This is a genomic window from Aquimarina sp. 433 (genome assembly GCF_054054605.1).
The window spans coordinates 279,169-304,809 of the sequence record NZ_JBSWZK010000006.1; the positions used below are offsets into that span (position 1 = coordinate 279,169).

Consider the following 25,641-nt stretch of genomic DNA (forward strand, 5'->3'; position numbering starts at 1 on the left):
TTTTTGGTTTAGTTATTAAGCGCTCATTGTATGTGGAAAATAGAGATTAATTGTAGTTCCTTTATTATACTCACTTTCGATCTCTAAAACTCCATTCTGCTTTTCTACAAGTTTTTTAGCTATACTCAAACCAAATCCAGTTCCTTTTTCATTTTCTGTTCCTGCTGTAGAATTATTTTTATCTGTTGTGAATAGGCGAAATAGACTATCAGTATCCATACCTATACCTTTATCTTCTATCGCTATTCGTATTTTACCTTCCATTTTTTCTGACTTTACAATGATATAGGAACCTCTATGTGAAAATTTGATCGCATTGGCTATTAAATTTCTCATTACAGTTTCCATCATAGCTGGGTTTATGGTAATTTTTAAATCTTCTGGAAGCTTATTAATAAGGCTGATTTGTTTACGTTTTCGTTTCATATCCGAAAACTTAAATACTTTATCTACAATCGTTGACACTTCTTTATCTTCTAGCAATACCTGAGATTGTTCTTTGTACATATGTCCCCATTCTAATAGATCCTCTAACAATTGGTTTCCTTTACTTGCAGATTCTTTGATCATTGCTTTGATCTTTGTCTTCTCGAGTTCATTTTCAGCTTGATCTACCATATCAATTAACCCTTCTAATTGATAAAATGGTGTTCTTAAATCGTGTCCAATAATTCTAAATAGATCATCCTTAGATTGGTTCATTTCTCTAAGTTTATCATTCTTTATACTAATTAGTCTGTTTGCTTCTTTCAACTCTCGAGATAGTTTTACCAAAATTCGTTGACAGAAAAAGGCCATTAATCCGCCACCACTTACGATAACTGCATAAAAAGCAAGCTGAACCAATGGAAGTTCTGGATATCGGAATGCACAAAAACCTATAAATATGAAATTAAAAACCAGTAATGAAATGATATGTCTAAAATGTACTAGCATACCTACCGCAAAAAGTAATAATGATACTATAACTTCAACTTTAAGAAAAAAAGATTCGATAGCAAACGCTGGATCATTAACTGCCCAGAACATGGTTGACATCATCAATAACACTACTGAATATACCGATGTACCTAATAAAGTTGATTTTTTGATATGAGATGTAATATATAATATCAAGGCAATGGACACAATAATAAGATTTACCACACCACGATAAAAATATAAACTCACTCCTCCGTTATAATACTCTGCTAATGCGTCAAGAATTACTCCTGGCATTACGATAAAGAGGGTCGTAAATAAAACTTTATCAAATTTGAAAAGACTTTTGGTTTTTTGGGGCGAAACACTCATAATCTTCTAAATTTTATTAGAAAGCCTTGATGATTGTGATAATATTACGACACTAATATAATGTGTTTATATTAGAAAACCAAATAAATTGTGTATTTCATCCTAATAAATATGTATTTCATCGATTAAACAAAAATAAAAATGTAAGAAATTTACTCTTAAAATCAAACTCAAAACACTAACAAACAAACGTTTACACTAAAAAATACATACAATTAAAGATGTGTCTTAATTTTTCATACAGTTTCATCTATAATCGAGAATCTCTTTTTTACAACAACATCCAAATAAAAAAATATGAAAGTAAAATACACTATTTTAAAATATAACTCAGTATTACTAGTTTTGATTAGGCAAAATCTATTGAAATCAATAACATGAAAATTAATAAGCGTTTTTTAGATACTAAACTATGATTACTTATATGAAGAAATAGAAATTAGGCAACCATAGGGAAAGTGAGAATTACTTTTGTACCTTTTTCTAATTCGCTATTAATGGATAAAGACCCCATTTGTTTTTCAACAAGCTTTTTTACAATTCCAAGTCCATATCCCGTACCTTGCTCGTTCGCCGTACCTGATGTCGATATCACTTGATCTTCTGAGAGTAATATTTTTAATTGATCAGAGCTAATTCCCACTCCTCTATCCTCTACAGAAATATCAACATAGTTATTTTTAATACTGCATTTAACGATAATCTTAGATTTCGGATGAGAAAACTTTATAGCATTACCTATTAAATTTCTAAAAACTGTTTCCATCATAGATGGACTAATTTTAAGCTTTATATTTTCTGGTAATTCATTGATCAGCTTAATTTCCTTGACACCACTTTTAACTTTAAAAAACTCAAAAGTTTTATCTACTACCTTAGCAATAGAAGTTTCTTCTAAACTAACTTGAGTAGTATCCATATTCTGTTTTCCCCAGTCTAATAAGTCTTCTAAAAGCTCACTTCCTTTGGTAGCGGATTCTTTAATTAAATTAGCATATTGCTGGCGTTCATTTTCATCTTTACTTTCTGTAATCAATTCTACCAATAGATTTAATTGATGAAAAGGTGTTTTGAGATCATGTCCAATAATTCTAAACAACTGATCTTTTGAAGCATTCATTTTTTTTAATTCGGCATTTTGCCGTTCTATCAAAATATTAGCTGCTTTTATTTTTTTGAAAAGTGATTGAACGAATTTCTTACCAGCATAAGCAATAAAACCACCTCCGGATACCAGCACTGCACAAAAGACAAATCTCCAAATTGAATAATCGCTACCATAGGTTAGCGCGCACATGACTATGAATATAATGTTGATTGTATTTAATACGAAAAGATGTTTGGAGTGAATCAGCGTTCCTGCAGCAAATATTACCGTAGCAAAAATCATCTGTACGTGAATAAAATTATATTCAAATGCAAAATTAGGATCAAAATAGGCTATTATAAATGTGTAATCGATAGCGAATCTTATTGTATAAAGCGAGATAACTATTAACTGTTTTTTACTAATCAAAGAGAACTTCAATACTACAATTCCCATGATCAAGATGAGCACATTAATGACATCTCTAAAAAAATACTGGCTTAACCCAGTATTTAGATATTCCATATATCCATGAAGTGCAGTACCAGGTAATATAACAAAAAAGAAAGGAGCTAATATCCTGTCATATTTCTTTGTATTTATAAACCTTAATAAATTCCACTTCATAAATTTCCGCTAAAACTTCATTAACACAATGCAAATGTGTATTTTAATTTGTCGACAAATATACCTAAAACATCGACAAAAAGTATTTATTTCTTAAAAAAATCTAAAAATAGGTAAGTTTTTTACTTACAAAAACCAAACCTCTCTTATTTTTTAAAAATATTTTGTAGGTATAGCTAAAGGTTTTCGTCTAAGCCCCTAACCAATGCTTATAATGATGAAACACCTGACATACTTAATTGTTACGATATTTCTTTTTTCGTTTCAAATACCTGCTAAAAAAGAATATCATAGAGAATTTTATGAAAGCGGTGCTCTTAAAGCAGAAGGCTGGAAAGTACAAGATCAAAAAACTGCTTATTGGTATAATTATTATCCTAACGGAAATATTTCCGAGAAGGGGCATTTCAGAAATAATCAAAAAGAAGGATACTGGTATTTCTATTCTTCTGACAAGAAACTAATAAAAGAAGGACACTTTATAAACAATAAAGCCGAAAAATGGTGGATTATTTACGATATTGCCACGAATAATAAAAAAGATAAGGTTACAAGAAAGTACCAATATCGAAATAACAAAAAAAATGGGTATTGTCTCTTATACAAGAATAACAAGCTCTTTAAAGCTGAAAAATATATTGAAAATCAAAAGATTGGAGAATGGACAGACGTTTCTAGCTTTAGAAAAGACAATCCCAATGTTTCTTTATAAATGAATCCTTTAATTAAAGTAATCATACCTGCCTTCAACGAAGAAGGTTCTATAGGCCACGTAATTAGTGAAATTCCCGAAGTTGTTTCTGAAATTATAGTTGTAAGTAATAACTCCACAGATAACACAGAAGCTGTGGCTAAGAAAGCTGGGGCAACGGTCTTAAGAGAAGAAAGAATGGGATATGGTTATGCTTGTCTTAAAGGTTTATCACATATTGCCTCTCAAGAAATTGCTCCCGAAATTATCGTATTCTTAGATGGAGATTATAGCGATTATCCGGAAGAATTATTAAAAATTATCGATCCTATAATACATCGAGATATAGACATGGTGATAGGTGCTAGAGATAAAAAATTAAGAGAGTCTGGATCCATGACCATTCCTCAGATTTTTGGAAATTGGCTAGCAACCAGCTTGATGAGATTATTTTTTGGAGCAAAATTTACAGATCTAGGGCCTTTTAGAGCTATCAAATACGACAAACTTCTAGAATTAAATATGCAAGACAAAACCTATGGATGGACTGTGGAAATGCAGTTAAAAGCAATAAAAAAACAGTTTTCTTATACAGAAGTTCCAGTAAGATACAAAAAGAGAATAGGTGTCTCAAAAGTTTCAGGAACCATAAAAGGTGCTATCTTTGCAGGCGTTAAGATTTTAAGTTGGATTTTTAAATATAGCTTTGCGTAATGGATATTGCAATCATCGTTATTTACACGTTAGCACTACTTATCATTTTCTTATACAGTTTGGCTCAGTTGAACTTACTTTTCAACTATCTCAAATCCCGTAAATTAGATGATAAGTCACCTACTTTTGATCTTTCTAAAAAAGATGAAACGCCTTACGTTACGGTTCAACTTCCTGTTTACAACGAATTATATGTAATGGAGCGTTTGTTGGATAATATCTCTTTATTAGAATATCCAAAGGACAAATTAGAAATACAGGTATTGGACGATTCTACAGACGAGTCGGTTCATACGACCGCTGCTCATATCGAAAAATTACAAAAAACTGGATTAGACATTCAACATATTCGTAGAGAAGACAGAACTGGTTTTAAAGCTGGTGCTCTAAAAGAAGGACTCAAGATCGCCAAAGGGGAGTTCGTTGCCATTTTTGATGCTGATTTCCTTCCAGGAAGTAAATGGTTACTTCAAACGATTCCTTATTTCAAAGACAACAATATTGGTGTAGTACAGACACGATGGGGACATATTAATAGAGATTATTCTATTCTTACCAAAATACAAGCTTTTGCTTTGGATTTTCATTTTACTATGGAACAGGTAGGACGTAATTTTAAGGACCATTTCATCAATTTTAACGGAACTGCTGGAGTTTGGAGAAAAACGTGTATCGAAGATTCAGGAAACTGGCAAGGAGATACACTTACCGAAGATCTCGACTTAAGTTATCGAGCCCAATTAAAAAAGTGGAAGTTTAAATATTTGGAAGATGTTGAAACTCCTGCAGAATTACCTGTAGTTATAAGTGCTGCACGTTCTCAGCAATTTAGATGGAATAAAGGAGCGGCAGAAAATTTCCAAAAACTATATTGGAAATTATTAAAAGACAAGACAGTACCTTTTAAAACTAAGTTTCATAGTTTCTTTCATTTACTGAATAGTAGTATGTTTTTATTAGTATTACTAGTTGCAGTACTTAGTGTACCTGTAATGTATATTAAAAACAGTAATCCTATGTTTAGCTGGTATTTTAATGTAATCGCCTTCTTTGCATTGAGTACAGTGATATTCTTCTTCTGTTATTGGCATACGTTCAAAAAGATTCATAATGGAGGTTTTTGGAACTTCATAGAATATGTAAAGATGTTTTTTACGTTCTTCTCTATTGCTATGGGATTCTCCGTTCATAACTCTATGGCTGTTCTAGAAGGTCATTTCGGAAAGAAGAGTGAATTTGTTAGAACTCCAAAATTCAACATTAATTCTTTAAAAGATTCTTGGAAAGGAAACAAATATATAAATAAGAATATCTCTGGTAACACCATTATTGAAGCCTTATTAATGTGCTATTTTGCTTTTGCCTTATACAGTGCATTCAAACTACAGGACTTTGGATTATTCCTGTTTCATATCATGTTATTTCTTGGTTTTGGATTTGTATTCTTCAAATCTGTTACTTCTAAACTGTGATGATTTTGAAGCTATGGAAATACCATAAGTTTTCCATTTTATATGCAACTGTTTGTTTCTTATTTTACTGGAGTTTTGCTTATCAATTAGCACGTACAGACTTTATAAAAATGTTTGGTCTTTGGGCGGGATTATTCTTGTTCACCTATCAAATTATTAAAACTAACCCAAATAATATCAAATTTTTAGCGGGTTTAGCATTAGTATTTAGAATCCTTTTTTTATTTGCCATCCCAAATCTTTCCCAAGATTTTTATCGATTCATTTGGGATGGAAGAATGCTATTAGAAGGGTTTAATCCTTACTTATCATTACCTGAAAATTGGATTTCACAGGGTAATGCTCCAATAGCTCAGGCGCAAGAGTTATATGATGGTATGGGAACTTTAAATGGTAGTCATTTTACAAATTACCCTCCAGTTAGTCAGTTCTGTTATCTAATCGCTGCAGTATTTGGCTCTAGTAATATTTGGGGTTCGGCCGTTGTATTACGCTTATTGATCATTCTTTCGGATATCGGAACTTTTTTTGTAGGTCGTAAACTACTACAAAGATTAGCTATCCCAGAAAAAAATATCTTTTGGTATTTATTAAACCCATTCATCATTATTGAACTTACAGGAAACCTCCATTTCGAGGCAGTAATGATTTTCTTTATTGTATGGTCCTTATATCTATTACAAAAAGGATATTGGTATTGGGCTGCAATTGCTTTAGCACTTTCTGTATCGGTAAAATTGATCCCTTTACTGTTTTTACCATTATTTTTCCAAAAATTCATGGTTGAACAAGGTGGATCTACAATATTTCAAAGGTTTTGGAAATTGGTAGGTTTCTATAGCATTGTAATCATAACAACAATACTCCTTTTTACTCCTTTCTTATCTTCTGAATTTATTTCAAATTTTAGTAAAACGATTGGTTTATGGTTCCAAAATTTCGAATTCAATGCGAGTATCTATTATATTATAAGATGGATAGGATATGAAACCATTGGATGGAATATTATAGGTACCGTTGGAAAAATCCTCCCATTAATTACCGTAGCAATTCTTTTACTACTTACTTTTTTTAGAAAAAATAAAGAAACAGATCAATTAATTGCTGTAATGATGATAGCGATTTGTAGTTATTATTTTTTATCTACCACAGTTCATCCCTGGTATATTGCTGTACCTTTAGTTTTATGCGTATTCACAAAATATAAATTCCCAATTTGGTGGTCGTTTGTCATCATATTTAGCTATACTGCTTATATAAATCCTGATTTTAAAGAAAATTTATGGTTTGTTGCTTTAGAATATATTACTGTATTTGGTATTTTTATTTTTGAAGTACTTAAAAACACTTCTCGAGTTTCATTAAAATCTATCTATAGTTGATTTTTAATAGATATAAAAAAGTAACAATATTGTCATTCTTGATGTTCACTAGCTTTCTCTTTTCCCAAGATACAAAAGTTATAGGAGCATCTTTAGCGGATAACTGGAATTTTTGCAAATATGTAACAAACAAACATTATTGCGAGAACAACGAGAGTAGACTGAATTGTGAATTTCAAATTACATTTTCCGAAAATAAGTATACCTTATTAAAAGACTCCATAAAAATAGACACCGGTACTTTTGAGATAAATCATCAGTACGATGAAGTATATTTCATTAATTTTGATTCTGTACAACAAGGTGAAATTTTAAATATTCTGGGAGTATCAGGCGTTCAACTTCGTAATCAAGAGGATGGTTTCACGTTATTTGTGGAACAAACTTCTGATTTATATATTTTAAAAAAATAAATTATCAACTTGAGAATCAATTTCAAAAAAATAGGAAGACGATTATTACGAATCATGGCTTTTATCGTCATACTAATCCTTGGTGTTTATATATTCTTATATGTGAAACAAGAACGTTTCTTTTTTAACCCAAAGGTATTAGCAAAAGATTACTCCTATTCTTTTGACCAACCTTTTGAAGAAATAAATATTGCTGTAGAAGATGATGTAAATCTGAATGCATTATTATTTAAAACGGATTCTATAAGTAAAGGATTAATTTTATATTTCCACGGAAATGCTGGGGCCATCCATGAATGGGGAGAAAGGGCGTATCTGTATACAGAAAATAAATTTGATGTATTGTTCGTGGACTATAGAGGTTATGGAAAGAGTGATAGTTTTTATGAAGAAGAATCTGAATTGTACAATGATGCCCAAAAAGTGTATGATTTTGCGCTTACTCGTTATAAGGAGGAAGATATTATTGTATTAGGGTTCTCATTAGGAACAGGATTTGCCTCGTACACTGCCTCTAAAAACAATCCTAAACTACTTATTCTAGAAGCACCTTATTACGCTTGGAACGAATTTATCGCTAGTATGGCACCCGTACCAGAATCCTTAATTAACTACGAAATACCTTCATACAAATTTCTGGGAGAAGTACAATGCCCAATCCGGGTGTTTCATGGATCGAGAGACTTTTTGATTAAACCTGAAGAACATTCTAAGCGATTAAAGGATCTATATCCAGATAAAATAGAACGCACATTGATTAAAGGCGCAGGACATAGTGTACATCTTACAAAACAATATTACGACGAACTAAAAGAACTGTTGGCAAGATATTAAACCACTATTCTCTTATTATTCTGATAATAGCAATATCATCGGTTAGTATCTGATTGTACTCCAATTCTAAATCACGGATTTTCTTTTCTAGAAAGTTGTCGTAATTTTTTCCTTGCTTATCTCGTGATAAAAACGCAATAATCTCCTCTTCTTTCTTTTGTTGATTAGGATTTTTAAAATTTTTAAAGGAATAAATTCCATCTGTAGAAATCGATAAATCCCTAAAGTCAGTAATTGATAATCTTTGTTCTTGGGATTGATACCAAGTATTAAAATCTTCACCTAAATGATACCCTAAATAATCAGGCTTATCATTTTGTTCGTATTCTACTGAAATGTCATCATAATGAATCAATCCATCACCAACTGATAAAAACTCTGCATTTGATGTATGCTGATCTATTACACCTATTATAAGAGTCGACAGTAATTCTTCTGTCTCTAGGCCTAAATTATTTTTTATAGTTTTTAATTGTAAAAAAAGTTTTTTGAGAATTTCTTGTAGGCATAATTGCAATTCCTTGGTATTATTATTTAAAAAGTCCTTGTAAAACTCTTCTTTAGCAATATTTCTAAGGATCTTACCAATCAGCATAGAGGCAAAAACAGATTCTTTACCCATAGTACAACCATCCATAACAGCTATTATGAATCTGTTCGTACTAATATTCTCGACTATTAAAAAATCTTCGCAATAATTGGTGTGAAAGTCTCCTATATTAAGGGTGGAATATATTTTCATAAAAACAATTCCACAAAAATAAAAAACTAATTACATCATCCTTAAATTAATTACTTCTTGTTCGGTAAGTATTCTCCAATGACCTCTAGGAAGGTCTTTTTTGGTCAATCCTGCAAAAATCACTCGATCTAATTTGACTACACCATAATTAAGATGTTCAAATATTTTGGTTACAATGCCATTTTTAGAAGACATTAACTGTATTCCTATTTCATTCTTAGAAGCTCCTTCGATATATGAGATTTCATCTACCTGGATAAAACCTTCCTGTAGTTTAATCCCTTTTTCTATTTTCTGAAAATCTTCAAATTTTAGATTACGATCTAATTCTACATGAAAGATTTTACGAACTCCTGTTTTATGATGGGTAAGTTTTTTTTCTAGATCCACATCATTCGTAAAAAGTAACAACCCAGTAGTATTTCTTTCTAATCGTCCTACAGGTTTTAGTCTGGCTTTGGAAGCATTTGCGACCAAATCCATAACGGTTCTAGTTTTTTCAGGACTTGTAGAGGTTACGAATCCTTTTGGCTTATTAAGTAAGACATATTCCTTTTTTTCAGGAGTAATGAGTCTACCATCGAACTTAACCTCATCAGTAAGCTTTACCTTATATCCCATTTCTGTAACTGGCTTCCCATTTACCCAAACACTACCCGTCTGAATATATAGATCAGCATCTCTTCTGGAACAAACACCAGAATTAGCAACAAACTTGTTTAATCTAATTTCTTCAGAATCAGAGATCTTTTTTGGCCCGTTACTTTTATTCCTTACCGAGGCATTTCCTTTTGTATACGAATTTCTTTTAGGCTTTGCTCCTTTTTTCCCACTTCCTCTTCCTTTTTTGGAATTGTCTCCGCGACTCATATCTTACATTTTTTGCAAAGATAGTTGTTTCGTATTTAGAAATAATGAAAATTAATCTTCATCTATCCAAACGGTACTTTGGCGTTCTCTATTTACACTTAATTGTGTAACATCTGGTCTGGAATAATGCCCTACAGGATCAAAATTCTGACGTTCTTGTAAGACACGATTAAAGTCTAAGGTTTCTATAAGTAATCCTTCATTATGGAGTACTGGTTCTAAAATCCACTCTCCATCAGGTCCCGCAATACAAGAACCTCCATTGCCAAGAACATCTGGAGCCTTTTTAAGGATTTCGTCTAAATGTGGTGTAGTCGCTGGGAAATCTTCCTTTCTCATTAAACTAGAAACAGAAATCACATAAGATCTAGATTCGCGTGCAATAAACCTAGTAATATCTTTGGTATTATAATCGCTACCAGGCCAAACAGCTACGTGCAAATTTTCTCCTTGACCATATAATGCCACTCTAGGCAAAGGCATCCAATTTTCCCAGCAATTCAATCCTCCTACGGTAAAAGCTTTTAGTGGATGTACTCGCAGTCCATTCCCATCTCCAGGGGACCAGGTTAGACGTTCTTCGTAAGTTGGCTGTAATTTACGATGCACGGATTTTATCTCTCCATTGCTATTAATATAAACTAAAGAAGCATACAAACTATGCCCTCCACGATCTAGAGGTCGCTCAATAATCCCTAAATAAACAGCTAAGCTATATTCTTTGGCTAATGCACAGATAGAATCTAAATCACCTTTCTCTATAACTATAGCATTCTGTGCATAATGCGCATGAATTTCTTTTTGGATCTTGTTATCAAACTGCGCACCATCTGTAAGCGAAACCCAGAATGGATACCCTGGTAATAATGTTTCGCCAAATACGATAAGCTCCGCTTTTTTAGCAGCTGCTTCGGTAATTGAATTTTCTATTTTTTTTATGGTAGCATTTTTATCCAGCCAAACTGGTGATATTTGTGCTAAAGCAACAGTTAGTAATTGATCATTCATGTAGCATATTTATTTTATCTCGTATACGTCAAGTTTTTCCTATAATTCTAAAAGTATTGCAAACTAGTTAACAAATTATTAACATTTAAAAAATTGAATTTCAATTAGTTAAACAACAAAACTAGCTTTACGGTTAAACCTTCACGTAACATTAAGTTAACACTAGGAGGCATCCAAAAATTAAACTATTCGCATACTTGTTCTTCACAGTACTGAGAATTTGATATCAAAAAATCTTATCCTCTTTCATACTTCTAAAGTAAACATATAAAAAGTACTTTTTATTCAAAGTTGAATTTATGTTAAAACGCACTAATTTTTACATAATGGTAAAGCTAACAATACATTCTAATAAAATTTAAACTTAAAAAAAGCTGTTTTTCAGATCTACATTTGTCATGTAAAATTTAAACAAACAATATCTTAAAACTCAAATCAAAAACACGTAAAAAATGAAAAAATTAGTTGTATTAGCAGTCGCAATTTTAGCATCTACTCAGATCTTTGCAAACGACAAAAACACTGAAGAAACGAACGAACAAAAATTAAGAAGTGAAATCGCACTTCTATTAGAGAAGCCTCAGATCCAGTTGGATACTGATGAAATCAAAGCTAATATTGAGTTTATAGTAAACGGAAAAGGAGAAATCGTAATCCTATCTATTGATTCAGAAAAAGAAGCTATCGAATACTACGTAAAATCTAGATTGAACTACAAAAAAATAGGTAACGAAATTAACAAAACTGGTAATAAAATATTTAAATTAAGAGTAAAGGTATTAAACCCTGAAGCTTAAGATATTTTGAATATATAAAGGATTCATCCTTACCTAAAAGTTAAGCAGCTATATAATTTCATATAGCTGCTTTTATTTTTTTACTACCAAAGTAGTCTGTCTAAAATCATATTTACATCAATCAGAACGATACTAAATACTCCAGCAACAATAATGAACTTCAGAATATTATGTAGCCAAACGTAATGTGTTCTTTTATTTGATTTCCATAGTGCAATCAAAAACGATAATAGCAATCCCAGACAAGCGTAGAAATAAAAATTCATTAAACCAATTTCATAAGAGGTTAGCAATAGATAAATAGGAACGCAAGAAGCCAGGACAAGTAGACTAATTAGTTTTTTAGATGTGGATTCTCCATAAATAATTGGAATTGTCTTATAGTTCTGTGCCATGTCTCCTCTAAGGTTTCCAAGATCCTTTACCATTTCTCTCATTACCAACATTAAAAACAAAAAAGTAGCATGCACAAAAATTACCTCATCGAAGTTTTTGTAATAAATAAAAACAGCAAAAAATGGTGTAATGGATAATATGGAAGCTACGAAATTACCTAAAAAAGGTTTTCTCTTGAGTTTATGTGAATAAAACCAGATTCCGAATACATATAAAGAAAAAAACAACACAGCTTTAAAAGAAACATAGCTGGCTAGAATTACTGAAAGAAAATTGAGCACAAAGTATCCTGTTAGTTTAGTTTGCTGACTTACCAAACGATCTAACATTGTTTTCTGTGGCCTATTGATCAGGTCTTTTTCTCGATCATAGAAATTATTAATAATATATCCTGCCGCAATTACACCTGCAGACGCTAGTACAATAACAAATAAATTAGGATCAAAAAGCACCTCTCTTAAAGGAATATCTGGTGCTAAAATGAATATGGAGGTAAGATATTGAGCAAAAACAATAATAAGAATATTGTAACCTCTAACAATAGAAAACAAACTCAATAACTTAAGAAGGATGAGCTTATTTTTTCTAGAAAACATCTTAATGGGATGCTTTTAGAAGTTGTATACTACTTCTAATTTATAGTCTTTTAGTGCAGATTGCGCTTTATCTAAATCTTGCGTAAATCCTAAGATATAGCCGCCACCTCCAGAACCACATAATTTAAGGTAGTAGTCATTGGTTTCTATACCTTTTTTCCACAATTCGTGAAATTGCTGAGGAATCATTGGCTTAAAATTATCCAATACTACATTTGATAATTGCTTAATGTTGGAGAATAAAGATTTTATATCCCCTTTCAGGAAATCATCTACACAGGCATCAGTATGCTTCACAAACTGATTTTTGAGCATTTTTCTAAAACCTTCTTGCTTCATGTTTTCCATAAAAATACTAACCATAGGTGCTGTTTCTCCTACGATACCGCTATCTAATAAAAATACAGCTCCTTTTTTATGATCTACACTTTGGGAAGGAATCCCAGCAGGCTCAATATTATCTTTAGAATTAATTAGAATTGGAAGGCTCAAATAACTATTTAATGGATCTAAACCAGAACTACTTCCATGGAAAAAGGACTCCATCAAACCAAAAATTTCTTTCAGTTTAAGTAGTTTATCTCTAGTAAGGTTTTCTAAAACCGTAATTTTATCCTCAGCATATTTATCATAAATCGCAGCAACTAAAGCTCCACTACTACCGACTCCGTATCCTTGTGGAATACTGCTATCGAAATACATTCCAGCGTCAACATCTTCCTTCAACTTTTCTAAGTTGAAACTGACTACACCTTTACTCTGCACTCCTTCGAGATAATTTGTAAACTCTTGTAGACTTTTATTAGACTTTACAGCTTCTTCACCAGGATTATCGGAAACTTTTAGAGCTCCTTTATAAAAATTATAAGGTATAGAAAGACCTTTGGAATCTTTAATGATTCCATATTCGCCAAACAAAAGTATTTTCGAGTAAAATAATGGTCCTTTCATCAGTTTATTTTCCTTTTTACTAATTTGTCTAATTATTTAGGATAAAGTTACAACAATTTAGCACCTAATCCTATTTTATCGCAAATATACTGCCCTTTCTCACAATACACAACTAACTCACTATTAATGAAATCCATCACTTCATTTTTTTCTGAGTTTGGATATAACACATGTACATTTGCTCCCGCATCTAGCGTAAAACAAATTTTAGAACCTGTATCTTTTCTATACTTCCATATTTTATGTATTACAGATAACGTATTAGGCTTCATTAAAATAAAATACGGAAGAGAAGTCATCATCATAGCATGCAAGGTTAGCGCTTCACTTTCTACTATTTCAATAAACCTATCCAAATCACCAGAAACAAGTACATCTTTAAGTTTTGTGATGTTGGTATTTGCCTGAAAAAATCGTTGTTCCGCAAAAGGATGACCATGCATTAAATCATGACCTACAGAACTACTTACTTGTTTTTCTCCCTTATCCACGAGCAATATAGTATCCTGATAATTATTAAAATTTTCATGAATGTTATGTGGAAACTTCACTGCGTAAGCATCACTACTTCCTTCAATTTCATTATGATTACCCCAAACGGTTACAGGACCTTCTATACTTCTACTAGCACTTCCTGATCCTAATCGTGAAAGAAAAGAAGCTTTCTTAAGAAACTCCATATCTGTTATTGAAGTGTCCATCGATTTTTCTAAATGCATTATACAATACGCTAATGCACTCATTCCACTCGCAGATGATGCAATTCCACTACTGTGCGGAAAAGTATTTTTAGTTTCTATTACAAACTTAAAGTCTTTTAAAAAAGGCACATAAGCTTCAATTCTTTGGAAGAAACTTTGAATTTTTGGTTTAAAGTCAGGTTTTGGCTTTCCTTCAAAAAGCAACTCGAATTGAAAATCTTCTGATGGATTCTCCAACTTTTCGTATTGCAAAATTGTTTCGGTTTTACAAACATCCAAAGTAAAACTAATGGAAGGATTTTCTGGTAATTGTATCGGCCGTTTTCCCCAATATTTCACTAGTGCAATGTTACTTGGTGATGAGCAGGAAAAGAATCCTTTGTTAGGGATATTTACACTTTTTTTTGCAATAAACTGACTATAATCGGCCATAATCTAAAAAATAATTTTGGCAAAGATACGTGGATAAGCTGTTTTAAGAGTAAGCTAGTAAAAATAAATTATTATTTTAGTGATTAACTAACTAATTCTAAATGAAGAAAAAATTACTACGTATAGGCGTTGCTGTCTTATTGTGTCTTTTAATTGGATTTTTAAGCAGCATTGCTACTCAAACATCGATTAGCACCTGGTATGTAGGATTGCAAAAACCATCTTTTACTCCTCCGAATTGGCTTTTTGCTCCTGTATGGACAGTTTTGTACATTTTAATGGGAATTGCTGCAGGTATTGTTTGGAGTAGAGGTTTTTATCATAAATGGGTAAAAACTGCGTTATATCATTTTGGGTTTCAACTTTTACTCAATGCTGCGTGGTCCATTTTTTTCTTTGGAATGCGCAATCCATTGATTGCACTTGTGGATATAATTGCCCTTTTTATCCTACTTTTGTTTACCATCAAATGGTTTAAAGTTGTAAACTCAACAGCCGCTTACCTACTTATCCCATACTTGATTTGGGTTGCTTTTGCGACTGCATTAAATTTTAGTATATGGCAACTTAACTAAACCAAGAATGAAGGAATAATTTTTTTATGAACAAAAAGTCGATCGTCTTACAGACAACTTTAGAATTAATCACAAAACAAGGAATACGGGCAACTTCTCTCTCACAAATCATTAAAGAATCAGGTGTTGCTAATGGAACAGTATATCATCATTTTAAAAATAAAGAGGAGATTATCACTGAGCTATATTTAATGCTCACACAGGATTTCGGAACAGTAGTTATGAGAAATGTTCCGGAAGATGATATTAAAAAACAATTTTCGATCATGTGGCTCAACTTATTCCACTATTTCGTTAATAACCCTCTTGCTTTTATATTTTCTGAACAAATAGCAAGATCTCCAGAGATCCCGCAATCTTTAAAAGATAAAGCGAGACAATATTATGGAGATATTGAGAATTACTTTAAAACTGGTATTCGACAAAAAATATTTAAGTCTTATAACACATTAGTAATGGAAGAATTATTTTTTGGGAATGTAGTATCACTAGTAAAAATTCATGAAAATGAGAAGGTAAAACTACTTGACAAACATATCAATCAGGCTATAGAAATATCTTGGAAAGGCTTTTTAAGAGATTAAAAATTACATTATTAGTTTTTTTATAATAAACCCTACTCTGAAATATAGAGTAGGATTTATTATAAAACTTCTTTGATGTATTAGTTAAATATGACATTGACACAAGAATCTTTATACAGTTTTTTCACTGCTGCTTGTATCGCTTTTTTGGGTTCTTTCGTTTTTCCGATGGATTTTCCATTATAATAAACGCCTCCATTTCCTTTCCATGCAAATTCTTCGCTATGCGTTTTAATAACTCTTACTCCATCTTTCTTAGTTATCTGAAAAGACTCTAATTTCTGATCATATTCTAATCCTGCAGGAAAATATACTTCGGTAACAAATTTTGTGTCTCCGTTTCCGTACATATAGCAAACACATTCACCAATATCTTTTGCTTCAGACACTCTCACCATATTATTCTGCACAATCTTCCATCTTTCATTTACTTTAACAGCAACCATATCCATTAACATAGTGCCTTTTTCGGCTAATTTTTTATCTATAAAAGATTCGAAATTAACTACTGCCGATATAATTCCGGCATTTTCTTTCTGGCTTTGAAAAACAATATTCTCTAACTTAAGTTTGAAACTATAATTGTCATCATTTATAATATCATCTAACTGGGAGGAAATATGTTTTTTATCGTACTCTTTTCGCACTAAAGCTCCTGATAAATTTACGTAGACCGTATTGCCACTATATTTTTCATCAAATAGAAGTAAGACGCTATTTTTCTTAGCTCCTTTTTCTAAATTATTCATTTTAGCTATATAGTCCATTAATAGCTTTTTAATAGGCTCATCATCTCCTGCTCTGGCTGTAAACGAACTTTGACAAATAAAAATAATAAGTAGTAGTGTAATTTTTTTCATAGTATATAAGGTAATAGTTTAACCTTTTTAATATACGAAATTTTACACAAATCTATTGGGCGTTTATCTACAAATCAACCAACTAAGGAGCAAATTTCCAATAACTTACTTAACGTTTTCAGGTTTCTAGCAGTAGATTTATTTCCTAATTTCTTTTCAAAAAAATTATTGTGAAGTTTTGTTTTTCCGTAACCATTTGCAGCATATAAATAGATGATATCAGGCGTGATTATAAATTCTTCAGGAGCTACCGAAAGCTTATTAAGTTCTATGATAGCATTTTCATTTGGGGCATCACAAAAAACCATGAAATATATTTTTTTGAGTTCAGCTTCGTCATTACTAAATCTCTCTTTGAAAGGATTTTTTGTTAGAATTTTCTGTAAAGTTTCTTGCATGAGCACTACTACCGATATCTCTAAATCAAAGTTCTTTTGGATTACTTTCTTTATTTTTTCTTGTAATTCATTAATGTTTTCAGATCCAGCTTTAAAAACAATATTTCCACTTTGTATATAGGTAGTTACCGATTCAAAACTGGCAGAAAGAAGTGCCACTTTAAGATCAGTCATTTTAATCTTGTTATGACCTCCGACATTAACACCTCTCAATAAAGCGACATAAGTTTTCATGTGTTGTTCTTTTATTCTTTCGATGTAATTGCCTGAGCCGCTATATAAGCTCCTGTCCAAGCATTCTGAAAATTAAATCCTCCCGTTATCGCATCTATATTTAAGACTTCTCCAGCAAAATATAAGTTCTTGTGTTTTTTGCTTTCAAAGGTTTTGAAATTAACCTCTCTTAAATCTATACCGCCTGCTGTTACGAATTCATCCTTAAATGTGCTTTTACCTACTACTTTATAAACTCCTTTAATCAATTCTTCAGAAAGTCTAGTTAGTTGTGTTTTATTTACATCTGCCCACTTGGTTGTATCACCAATATCTGCGGCTAACACTAAACTTTGCCATAGTCTTTTGGGTAAATTAAATTGAGCATATTTAGAAACTTGTTGCTTGGGGTGCTCGTTTTTTAAAGCCTTTAACATATGAAGGGTTTCTTCTAACGAATAATCTTGTAACCAATTGACAATGATTTCAAAGTTATAATTAAAATTATACAACTCTATTGCTCCCCATGCCGAAAGCTTCAGAATTGCAGGACCACTCATTCCCCAATGCGTAATCAAAAGAGGACCTTCGCTGAATAATTTAGAGTCTTTGACCTTTACGGAAGCATTTGTTGAAATACCTAGTAGACCTTTAATCCTTTTGTCCTTTATATTAAATGTAAATAAAGAAGGTACTGCATTTACCGTTTGAAGTCCAAGGGATTTAAGTTTTGCCCAGATTTTGGAATTACTTCCTGTAGCTATCATCATTTTTTTACTTTCAAAATCGCCTTGATTTGTACTTATTTTCCAAACCTTATCTTCATAGTAAAAATCTTTTACCACATGATTTTTAAGAATTTCTATTCCTAACCTTCTGGCCTCAGACAAAAAACAATTTATAATAGTTTCCGATGAGTCAGAAATTGGAAAAATACGACCATCATCTTCTATTTTTAATTCAACACCACGTTTATCGAACCATTCCATAGTATCACCTGTCATAAAAGTATGAAAAGGACCTAATAGCTCTTTTTCGCCTCTTGGATAGTTTTTACTTAAAGGATCTGGAACAAACTCCGCATGTGTAACATTACATCTTCCTCCTCCAGATATTCTAACTTTAGAAAGCACTTCTTTTCCTCTTTCTAAAATGGCTATCGTAAGATGTGGATCATTTTCAGCTACGTTGATTGCAGTAAAAAAACCGGCCGCTCCGCCGCCAATAATTAGGAGATCATATTGCATTAAGCAAAATTAGGAAAATCAGTTATGATAGTATCTACTTTTAGCTTTTTTGATGATTTAATATCCTCAGGATCATTTACCGTCCAGACATACACTTTATAGCCCTTATCTTTTGCCAGCTTCACCTCTTCTTCCGTTAATGAGGCAATTGGTGGATGAACAGAATAGGCTTCTAAACTTTCGGCTACTGATAAAACTGAGGATATATTTTTCTCTGTTAACACTCCTAAATTAAATTCGGAACTTGATCTTTTTATCTGAAATAGTTGAGAATGATCAAAACTAGATAACACAAAATTATTACGCTCCCAGTTAGTGTTTTTAATATAATCTTCTAAAAGCTCTATTACAGGCATCGCCGTTCCTATTCCTTTTAATTCTATGTTTATATCACATGTTGTATTGACCATATTTAATACTTGATTTAACGTAGGAATCTTGTATCCTTCGATCGTTGTGTATTTATGTAATTCCTGCAGTGTAAAGTCAGATACTTTTCCCTTACCGTTAGTTGTTCTTTGTAATGTTTCATCATGAATTACAATAAGCTCGCCAGACTTACATTTATGAACATCTATTTCAATTCCATCGACCTTATGATTTAAGGCTTCTTTAATAGACTCTATTGTATTTTCTGCAACCAATCCAGCGGCTCCGCGATGCCCAAATATTTTCATTTATTTTTATTTTAAAATTATACGATTTGAAAATGTCAAACTATCACTAATACATCCTACTTAATTTGTAATAAGATCCGAAAGAATTACTTGTGTTGATGGATTTCCATGTTTTGCTAAACGATCGATAAATTTCTGCAAATGACCACTATCTTTTACATTTATTTTCATAATCAAACAATTCTCTCCAGTAACCCTACTACAATGCTCGATTTCAGGATAATCTTTCATGATCTCCACAAAAGAATGGAAATTTTTACTTTCTAAACTCATCAGAATATAAGCCGACACAGAAAGTCCCATCTTTTTCGGATCTATTAATGTCCTATATCCTTTAATAACTTCCGTTTCTTCCAAACGCTGAATTCGTTCACCAACTGCCGATGCCGACAACCCAATTTGTCTCCCTATCTGCGCATAAGAAGCTCTAGAATTTTCTTTTAAATAACATAGGATCTTACGATCTAATTCGTCTTTCACCACAATCCATTGTTTTTGTATATTAAAAATACGTTTTCGAAGGAAATTGCACGTTATATCCCACGAATCAACATATCATCTTGCTAAGATAAAACTAAATTTACACTGTAAGAATAAAGTACTATTACTTTACATCATTTTCATAAAACCATAATACATGTTTGGAATTATCAACTTTGAAGCTTTTATACTTGCGGGAATTCTTTTAAACTTAACACCAGGCGCGGATACTATGTACATCCTTGGAAGAAGCATATCACAAGGAAAAAAATCCGGTATTTTATCTGCTTTAGGAATAACAACTGGTGCTTTGATCCATTGCTTGGCAGCCGCTTTAGGCCTATCAGTATTACTAGCGAAGTCTGCCTTAGCTTTTCAGCTCATAAAATATGCTGGAGCTATCTATCTTATTTACTTAGGTGTTCAATTATTACGATCTAAAACGGTACAAAATTTTGAAGTAAATGAAAATATTGAAAATCACATAAACTACTCTAAAATTTACGTTTCAGGCATATTAACCAATATTCTGAATCCTAAAGTAGCTTTATTTTTTCTTGCTTTCTTGCCTCAGTTTATTAGTCCTGAAGCGGTAGAAAACCATATTCCATTTATGATTTTAGGTTTAACCTTTGTGACTACAGGAACAATATGGTGTCTTTTTCTTGCCTTTTTTGCAGCCAAACTATCTGATCGAATACGTAAAAACTATAAAATAAAAACGTGGTTAGATAAATTCACAGGAATTACCTTTATACTACTTGGAATCAAATTAGCCTTCTCTAAACAATAATTTATCACATTAAAGTATGGATATTTTACAACAAATGCGAACAGAATTATTGGAGAAAAAGCTATTCGATAAAGCTCGTTCCTTTGCTTATGACTATATAGATGGGATTGAAAAGATGGATGTATTTCCATCTCCCGAAAATATTAAACAATTAAACGTGTTCGATGAACCTCTTAGTGAAAAATCAGGTTCTACTGAGGAAATTATGCATCTATTACACGATGTTGGTTCTAAAGCTACAATTGCACAACTAGGAGGACGATATTTTGGTTTTGTAAATGGAGGCGCTGTTCCCATAGCATTGGGAGTAAAATGGTTGTCAGATGTTTGGGATCAATGTGGAGGATTATTTCTTACATCTCCTATAAACTCCAAGTTAGAACAAATTTGTGAACAATGGCTTAAAACTATTTTTAATTTACCAAATGAAACGGTTGCCGGTTTTGTTAGCGGAACATCGATGGCGAACCTTTCTGGATTAGCAGCTGCACGTTTTAGATTACTTAAAAATCTAGGATGGGATATCAACATAAAAGGAATAAATGGTGCTCCGGAAATTAAAATTTTCGCCCATGAACAGGTACATGCTAGTATAAAGAAAACCCTTGCTATGCTTGGCTTTGGTAACGAAAATATCAGCTGGATACCATCAGATGATCAAGGAAGATTATTAATCGATAAACTTCCTGAGTTAGACAATCATTCTCTTTTGATTTTACAAGCTGGCAACGTAAATACTGGTAGTTTTGATGATTTTGACACTATATGTGATCAAGCCAATAAAGCTGGTGCTTGGGTGCATATCGACGGAGCATTTGGACTATGGGCGGCAGCCTCAAAATCTCTTTCTTATCTTACGAAAGGAATCGAAAAAGCATCATCTTGGGCTGTAGATGGTCATAAAACTTTAAACACTCCATATGACTCTGGAATTATAATGTGTAAAGATTCTGAAGCGTTAATATCTGCATTACAAGCCTCTGGAGAATACATTACCTATAGCGATCAAAGAGATCCACTTTTATATACACCTGAATTATCAAAACGCTCCAGAACTATAGAATTATGGGCTACCATGAAATATCTTGGAAAAGAAGGCATGGATACTATGATTACAACATTTCATAACAGAGCAAAACAGCTAGCAGAAGGATTATCTGCAAATGGTTTTATCATTCTGAATGAAGTTGTATTTAACCAAGTATTGATAGCCTGTGAAAATGATCAGCAAACAAAATTGGTTTTACATACAGTTCAAAATTCTTCACAATGCTGGTGCGGTGGATCTCGTTGGAAAGGAAGAGATGTAATACGTATTAGTATCTGCTCATGGATGACTACAAAAGAAGATATTGAAAAGACAATCAGCATATTTACTGATGCTAAAAACCTAATTAAAAACTGAACCAATTATAAAAGTATACTCCTGCATAAATAAATATTTTAGGTTTAGAGAGTGATAAAAACTATGTCATAAAAAAACGCCTTAGGAAAACTAAGGCGTAATTATTACGAAAATTTATTTTGATTTTTACTTAAAAGCTGGAATACCTGTAATATCCATCCCTGTAATTAATAAATGAATATCATGAGTACCTTCATAAGTGATTACACTTTCCAAATTCATCATATGTCTCATAATACTATACTCTCCTGTGATACCCATTCCTCCCAGAATTTGTCTTGCCTCTCTCGCAATATTTATTGCCATTTCCACATTATTACGTTTTGCCATAGATATCTGAGCAGTCGTCGCTTTACCTTCTTCTCTTAGCACCCCTAATCTCCAAGCTAACAATTGCGCTTTCGTGATTTCGGTAATCATTTCAGCTAACTTTTTTTGTTGTAACTGAGTTCCACCTATGGGCTTATCGAACTGAATTCTTTCTTTAGAATAACGAAGTGCTGTGTCATAACAATCCATTGCTGCTCCTATTGCTCCCCAAGCTATACCAAAACGAGCAGAATCCAAACAACTTAACGGTGCTCCTAAACCACTTTTTCCAGGTAATAAGTTCTCTTTAGGAACCTTTACATTATCAAATATTAATTCACCTGTTGCAGATGCTCGTAAGGACCATTTGTTATGTGTCTCTGGCGTAGAAAAACCTTCCATACCTCTTTCTACCACTAAACCGTGGATTCTTCCTTCTTCATTTTTTGCCCAAACCACAGCAATATCAGCAAAAGGTGCATTGGATATCCATAATTTTGCTCCATTTAATAAATAATGATCTCCTTTATCTTTGAAATTGGTAGTCATACCACCTGGATTAGATCCATGATCTGGCTCGGTCAGACCAAAACATCCCATAAATTCTCCAGATGCTAGCTTAGGAAGATATTTATTTCGTTGTTCTTCTGTTCCGTATTTCCAAATAGGATACATCACCAATGATGATTGCACTGAAGCTGTAGAACGAACACCTGAATCGCCTCGTTCGATCTCTTGCATGATTAACCCATAGCTTATCTGGTCTAATCCCGCTCCTCCATATTGTTCAGGTATATATGGACCAAAAGCTCCAATTTCTGCTAATCCTTTAATAATTTGGTTAGGAAATTCAGCACGTTGAGCATATTCTTCTATGATTGGAGACACATCTCGTTTTACCCAACTGCGCGCAGCATCGCGTACTAACTTATGCTCATCAGTCAAAAGTTCGTCTAAATTGTAGTAATCTGGTGCTTCAAAAAGATCAGGTTTCATAGCGTAAATGGATTATTTTTTTATGATATATTCAAAAATAGTGAGATTAATTAAAAAATAATCAAGAAAGATCTCAGATTATTCCTTTTTGCATTAAAAAATGTCAAATCTGTTAATAACCCTTGTAATAAAGCTGTTTTTGATTTTCCCCAATCATTCTTCTAATCCTGTTATGATCAAACTTACTTCAAACAAAACAAATTGTGAGAAGCGTTTATCATACGTTTTGCATATCTATTTTGAACATAAATTTGTGGTTAATTTCCGCATTCTCAATCTGATTTCTACACATTTTAGATACTATTAACATTATTAGCGTTTGTTTTAAAACACTGTATTACAGCTATTTAATCAACATTAAAGCATTATCAATCCTCTGGCATAATTCTTCCTCTTATTTAAGTATCGAAATAAAAAATAATTAAAACCTGAAATTAAAATGAAAAATTTATTTGTATTACCAGTAGTAGCTTTAGGACTTTTATTCGGAACTAGTAATATCACTGCTCAAGTGACTTCTTCAGATGAAGCTATAGAAATTACTGCTCAAGAAAAATATATTGAATTAGCTGTTGAAAATTTACCCCAACCTGTTTTAGATGCTGTTGCGAAAGATTTTAAAGGTGCGACCATCAATAAAGCTGCTGCTAAGGAAGACGCTTCAGAGTTTAAGCTAGAACTTACGAAAGAAGACGGAGAGACTGTAGAAGTATTATGTGATGCAGAAGGAAACTGGATCGGTAAAAACTAATAGCATTAAAAATCTTTAAGATTGTTTACACTTATAGAAATATAAGTTGAACTACGTAGAGTGATTGAATTTGGAGAAAGGGGAGTCTACTAGACTCTCCTTTTTTACATTTTTAAATAAAAATCTCGAGTAAGGTCTACATATTCTGGAGTATATTGGTGCCTTTCATTCTCTATAATAAGCTCATCCAATTTTACTTCCACCTCTTCAAAACCAAATAACAAAAGAGTTCTTTTAATTTCTGAAGATGGGTTTCCCTTTACTCTTGTAATTTTTTGAGGATACAAGCCTACTTTATGGGCAATTTCAATTACTACTTCCTCTTCTTTATAAGGTAAAATTACTCCAAACCTACCATTCTCGGAAAGCAAATGAGTTGCTCCTATAAATAAATGCTCAAATGGCAATGCATCTTCAAATCTGGCTAAATCCCTACTAGAATCTTCTGTTTTATAGGTATCTTTATAAAAAGGTGGGTTACTAATGAGAAGATCATACTCATCATCAATTTCCTGAAAGAATTCCTGAAAAGAAGCATGATAACAAAATAGCCGATCTCCCCAGTCAGAAGCTTCAAAATTTTCTACTGCTTGTTCATAAGCAAGCTCATCTATTTCTAGTGCATCAATAGTTCCTGCATGAGAACGCTGTGCCATCATTAGAGCAATGATTCCTGTTCCAGTACCTATATCTAGTATAGTATTTACAGTTTCTGAAATCGGAACCCAAGATCCTAAAAGCACTCCATCAGTACCAATCTTCATGGCACATCGATCCTGGTGAACCATAAATTGTTTAAAATGAAATGGTTTAGACATTATTTTATAAATAAAGATCGATCAATCCTTCTGGAGTATTTACAAAAACAGTACGCTGTTCTCTATCCACCTTATCAATGAATTCGTCATTCATAGGTATTAAAATTTCAACACCGTCCCTGTCTATTTCGAAAAGTGCTTGTGCAGTACTATCATTGATATGAGTAATAACTCCTACTTTTCCAAAAGCTCGATCTACAATACTAAAACCAATAACTTCGTGAAAATAAAATTTATTTCCTTCCAACTTAGGCAACAAGTCAAGTGGCAAATATATTTCTGCCTTCATTAGATCATCAGCATCCTCTTCGGAGTCTATATCTTCAAACTTTACTCTAAGCAAATCGCTTTTATGAAGTTTACTTTTTTCTATAAAAAATGGAACCAAATTTTTGTTATAGTTCACAAAAACTGATTCCATTTTTAGATAACTTTCAGGTTCATCGGTGTCAAGTTTTATCAACACCTCCCCTTTAAAACTAAATTTACTTACGATTTTGCCTAGATAGAAGCAATCTTCTTTCTTCAT

28 protein-coding genes are annotated in these 25,641 nt (G+C 32.3%); 12 read left to right on the forward strand and 16 right to left on the reverse strand.

Annotation, left to right across the window (positions count from 1 at the left end; translation table 11 throughout):
- Positions 1 to 15 precede the first annotated feature (15 nt).
- Both ACWNT5_RS14400 and ACWNT5_RS14405 read right to left on the reverse strand, forming a co-directional pair.
- The gene (locus ACWNT5_RS14400; protein ID WP_456517730.1) at positions 16 to 1,293 is read right to left on the reverse strand and encodes a sensor histidine kinase; all 1,278 of its coding nucleotides are present in this window, start codon (positions 1,291 to 1,293) and stop codon (positions 16 to 18) included.
- Between the two features lie 439 nt (positions 1,294 to 1,732).
- Positions 1,733 to 3,007: a sensor histidine kinase gene (locus tag ACWNT5_RS14405; RefSeq protein WP_456517731.1), complete on the reverse strand. Its 1,275-nt coding sequence runs from the start codon at positions 3,005 to 3,007 to the stop codon at positions 1,733 to 1,735.
- A 214-nt stretch (positions 3,008 to 3,221) separates the two neighbouring features.
- Between ACWNT5_RS14405 and ACWNT5_RS14410 the strand changes: the two genes are divergently transcribed.
- The 6 genes from ACWNT5_RS14410 to ACWNT5_RS14435 are packed head-to-tail and all read left to right on the forward strand — an operon-like array spanning position 3,222 to position 8,513.
- Positions 3,222 to 3,719 (forward strand): toxin-antitoxin system YwqK family antitoxin, encoded by a 498-nt coding sequence (locus tag ACWNT5_RS14410; RefSeq protein ID WP_299605604.1) that lies wholly within the window; start codon positions 3,222 to 3,224, stop codon positions 3,717 to 3,719.
- On the forward strand, positions 3,720 to 4,412 hold the full coding sequence (locus tag ACWNT5_RS14415) for a glycosyltransferase family 2 protein (RefSeq protein WP_456517732.1): 693 nt from the start codon (positions 3,720 to 3,722) through the stop codon (positions 4,410 to 4,412).
- Positions 4,412 to 5,884, forward strand: coding sequence for a cellulose synthase family protein (locus ACWNT5_RS14420; RefSeq protein ID WP_456517733.1), 1,473 nt, complete (start codon positions 4,412 to 4,414; stop codon positions 5,882 to 5,884). The genes ACWNT5_RS14415 and ACWNT5_RS14420 overlap by 1 nt, the downstream gene beginning before the upstream one ends.
- Positions 5,884 to 7,266, forward strand: a complete 1,383-nt coding sequence (locus ACWNT5_RS14425) for a mannosyltransferase (protein ID WP_456517734.1) — start codon at positions 5,884 to 5,886, stop codon at positions 7,264 to 7,266. The genes ACWNT5_RS14420 and ACWNT5_RS14425 overlap by 1 nt, the downstream gene beginning before the upstream one ends.
- Positions 7,267 to 7,307: 41 nt before the next feature.
- Positions 7,308 to 7,679 (forward strand): hypothetical protein, encoded by a 372-nt coding sequence (locus tag ACWNT5_RS14430; RefSeq protein ID WP_456517735.1) that lies wholly within the window; start codon positions 7,308 to 7,310, stop codon positions 7,677 to 7,679.
- 9 nt (positions 7,680 to 7,688) lie between these two features.
- Positions 7,689 to 8,513: an alpha/beta hydrolase gene (locus ACWNT5_RS14435; protein WP_299605592.1), complete on the forward strand. Its 825-nt coding sequence runs from the start codon at positions 7,689 to 7,691 to the stop codon at positions 8,511 to 8,513.
- Positions 8,514 to 8,517: 4 nt separating this feature from the next.
- Here the strand turns inward: ACWNT5_RS14435 and ACWNT5_RS14440 are convergent, their stop codons facing one another.
- The 3 genes from ACWNT5_RS14440 to ACWNT5_RS14450 are packed head-to-tail and all read right to left on the reverse strand — an operon-like array spanning position 8,518 to position 11,133.
- On the reverse strand, positions 8,518 to 9,255 hold the full coding sequence (locus ACWNT5_RS14440; protein ID WP_456517736.1) for a protein phosphatase 2C domain-containing protein: 738 nt from the start codon (positions 9,253 to 9,255) through the stop codon (positions 8,518 to 8,520).
- 30 nt (positions 9,256 to 9,285) lie between these two features.
- The gene (locus ACWNT5_RS14445) at positions 9,286 to 10,125 is read right to left on the reverse strand and encodes a pseudouridine synthase (RefSeq protein ID WP_299605586.1); all 840 of its coding nucleotides are present in this window, start codon (positions 10,123 to 10,125) and stop codon (positions 9,286 to 9,288) included.
- Between the two features lie 51 nt (positions 10,126 to 10,176).
- Entirely contained in the window at positions 10,177 to 11,133 is a 957-nt protein-coding gene (locus ACWNT5_RS14450; protein ID WP_456517737.1) for a carbon-nitrogen hydrolase family protein, read from the reverse strand.
- A 452-nt stretch (positions 11,134 to 11,585) separates the two neighbouring features.
- On the opposite strand from ACWNT5_RS14450, the gene ACWNT5_RS14455 reads away from it, so the two are divergent.
- Positions 11,586 to 11,930 carry a hypothetical protein gene (locus ACWNT5_RS14455; protein ID WP_299605580.1) on the forward strand — a complete coding sequence of 115 codons (345 nt, stop codon included), beginning with the start codon at positions 11,586 to 11,588 and terminating at the stop codon, positions 11,928 to 11,930.
- A gap of 83 nt (positions 11,931 to 12,013) precedes the next feature.
- Here ACWNT5_RS14455 and ACWNT5_RS14460 read toward each other — a convergent pair whose 3' ends face one another.
- Genes ACWNT5_RS14460 through ACWNT5_RS14470 form a run of 3 tightly spaced genes read right to left on the reverse strand, consistent with a single transcriptional unit; the run spans position 12,014 to position 15,006 of the window.
- Positions 12,014 to 12,922 (reverse strand): geranylgeranylglycerol-phosphate geranylgeranyltransferase, encoded by a 909-nt coding sequence (locus tag ACWNT5_RS14460; protein WP_456517738.1) that lies wholly within the window; start codon positions 12,920 to 12,922, stop codon positions 12,014 to 12,016.
- 15 nt (positions 12,923 to 12,937) lie between these two features.
- Positions 12,938 to 13,873, reverse strand: a complete 936-nt coding sequence (locus ACWNT5_RS14465; RefSeq protein WP_456517739.1) for a mevalonate kinase family protein — start codon at positions 13,871 to 13,873, stop codon at positions 12,938 to 12,940.
- Positions 13,874 to 13,920: 47 nt separating this feature from the next.
- On the reverse strand, positions 13,921 to 15,006 hold the full coding sequence (locus ACWNT5_RS14470) for a diphosphomevalonate/mevalonate 3,5-bisphosphate decarboxylase family protein (RefSeq protein ID WP_456517740.1): 1,086 nt from the start codon (positions 15,004 to 15,006) through the stop codon (positions 13,921 to 13,923).
- A gap of 101 nt (positions 15,007 to 15,107) precedes the next feature.
- On the opposite strand from ACWNT5_RS14470, the gene ACWNT5_RS14475 reads away from it, so the two are divergent.
- Entirely contained in the window at positions 15,108 to 15,581 is a 474-nt protein-coding gene (locus tag ACWNT5_RS14475) for a TspO/MBR family protein (protein WP_299605570.1), read from the forward strand.
- 26 nt (positions 15,582 to 15,607) lie between these two features.
- Positions 15,608 to 16,165, forward strand: a complete 558-nt coding sequence (locus ACWNT5_RS14480; protein WP_456517741.1) for a TetR/AcrR family transcriptional regulator — start codon at positions 15,608 to 15,610, stop codon at positions 16,163 to 16,165.
- A gap of 80 nt (positions 16,166 to 16,245) precedes the next feature.
- Here ACWNT5_RS14480 and ACWNT5_RS14485 read toward each other — a convergent pair whose 3' ends face one another.
- The 5 genes from ACWNT5_RS14485 to ACWNT5_RS14505 form a co-directional block, all read right to left on the reverse strand.
- Entirely contained in the window at positions 16,246 to 17,025 is a 780-nt protein-coding gene (locus ACWNT5_RS14485; protein ID WP_299605564.1) for a hypothetical protein, read from the reverse strand.
- Between the two features lie 74 nt (positions 17,026 to 17,099).
- The gene (locus ACWNT5_RS14490) at positions 17,100 to 17,657 is read right to left on the reverse strand and encodes a DUF1697 domain-containing protein (protein ID WP_456517742.1); all 558 of its coding nucleotides are present in this window, start codon (positions 17,655 to 17,657) and stop codon (positions 17,100 to 17,102) included.
- Between the two features lie 11 nt (positions 17,658 to 17,668).
- The gene (locus ACWNT5_RS14495) at positions 17,669 to 18,883 is read right to left on the reverse strand and encodes an NAD(P)/FAD-dependent oxidoreductase (protein WP_456517743.1); all 1,215 of its coding nucleotides are present in this window, start codon (positions 18,881 to 18,883) and stop codon (positions 17,669 to 17,671) included.
- Positions 18,883 to 19,560 carry a glycerophosphodiester phosphodiesterase gene (locus ACWNT5_RS14500; protein WP_456517744.1) on the reverse strand — a complete coding sequence of 226 codons (678 nt, stop codon included), beginning with the start codon at positions 19,558 to 19,560 and terminating at the stop codon, positions 18,883 to 18,885. Before ACWNT5_RS14500 ends, ACWNT5_RS14495 begins: the two co-directional genes overlap by 1 nt.
- A 60-nt stretch (positions 19,561 to 19,620) precedes the next feature.
- Entirely contained in the window at positions 19,621 to 20,040 is a 420-nt protein-coding gene (locus tag ACWNT5_RS14505) for an Lrp/AsnC family transcriptional regulator (RefSeq protein WP_299605552.1), read from the reverse strand.
- Positions 20,041 to 20,197: 157 nt separating this feature from the next.
- Here ACWNT5_RS14505 and ACWNT5_RS14510 point away from each other — a divergent pair, with 157 nt between their 5' ends.
- Positions 20,198 to 20,833: a LysE family translocator gene (locus ACWNT5_RS14510; RefSeq protein WP_299605550.1), complete on the forward strand. Its 636-nt coding sequence runs from the start codon at positions 20,198 to 20,200 to the stop codon at positions 20,831 to 20,833.
- Positions 20,834 to 20,849: 16 nt separating this feature from the next.
- Positions 20,850 to 22,238, forward strand: coding sequence for a pyridoxal phosphate-dependent decarboxylase family protein (locus tag ACWNT5_RS14515; protein ID WP_299605546.1), 1,389 nt, complete (start codon positions 20,850 to 20,852; stop codon positions 22,236 to 22,238).
- 126 nt (positions 22,239 to 22,364) lie between these two features.
- Here ACWNT5_RS14515 and ACWNT5_RS14520 read toward each other — a convergent pair whose 3' ends face one another.
- The gene (locus ACWNT5_RS14520; RefSeq protein ID WP_299605543.1) at positions 22,365 to 23,543 is read right to left on the reverse strand and encodes an acyl-CoA dehydrogenase family protein; all 1,179 of its coding nucleotides are present in this window, start codon (positions 23,541 to 23,543) and stop codon (positions 22,365 to 22,367) included.
- Positions 23,544 to 23,982: 439 nt separating this feature from the next.
- On the opposite strand from ACWNT5_RS14520, the gene ACWNT5_RS14525 reads away from it, so the two are divergent.
- A complete protein-coding gene (locus ACWNT5_RS14525) occupies positions 23,983 to 24,294 on the forward strand; it encodes a hypothetical protein (protein WP_299605540.1) in 312 nt (103 codons plus the stop codon).
- 104 nt (positions 24,295 to 24,398) lie between these two features.
- Here the strand turns inward: ACWNT5_RS14525 and ACWNT5_RS14530 are convergent, their stop codons facing one another.
- A complete protein-coding gene (locus ACWNT5_RS14530) occupies positions 24,399 to 25,112 on the reverse strand; it encodes a tRNA1(Val) (adenine(37)-N6)-methyltransferase (protein ID WP_299605537.1) in 714 nt (237 codons plus the stop codon).
- A gap of 4 nt (positions 25,113 to 25,116) precedes the next feature.
- Complete coding sequence (gene rimM / locus ACWNT5_RS14535; protein WP_299605534.1) at positions 25,117 to 25,641, reverse strand: ribosome maturation factor RimM; 525 nt, start codon at positions 25,639 to 25,641, stop codon at positions 25,117 to 25,119.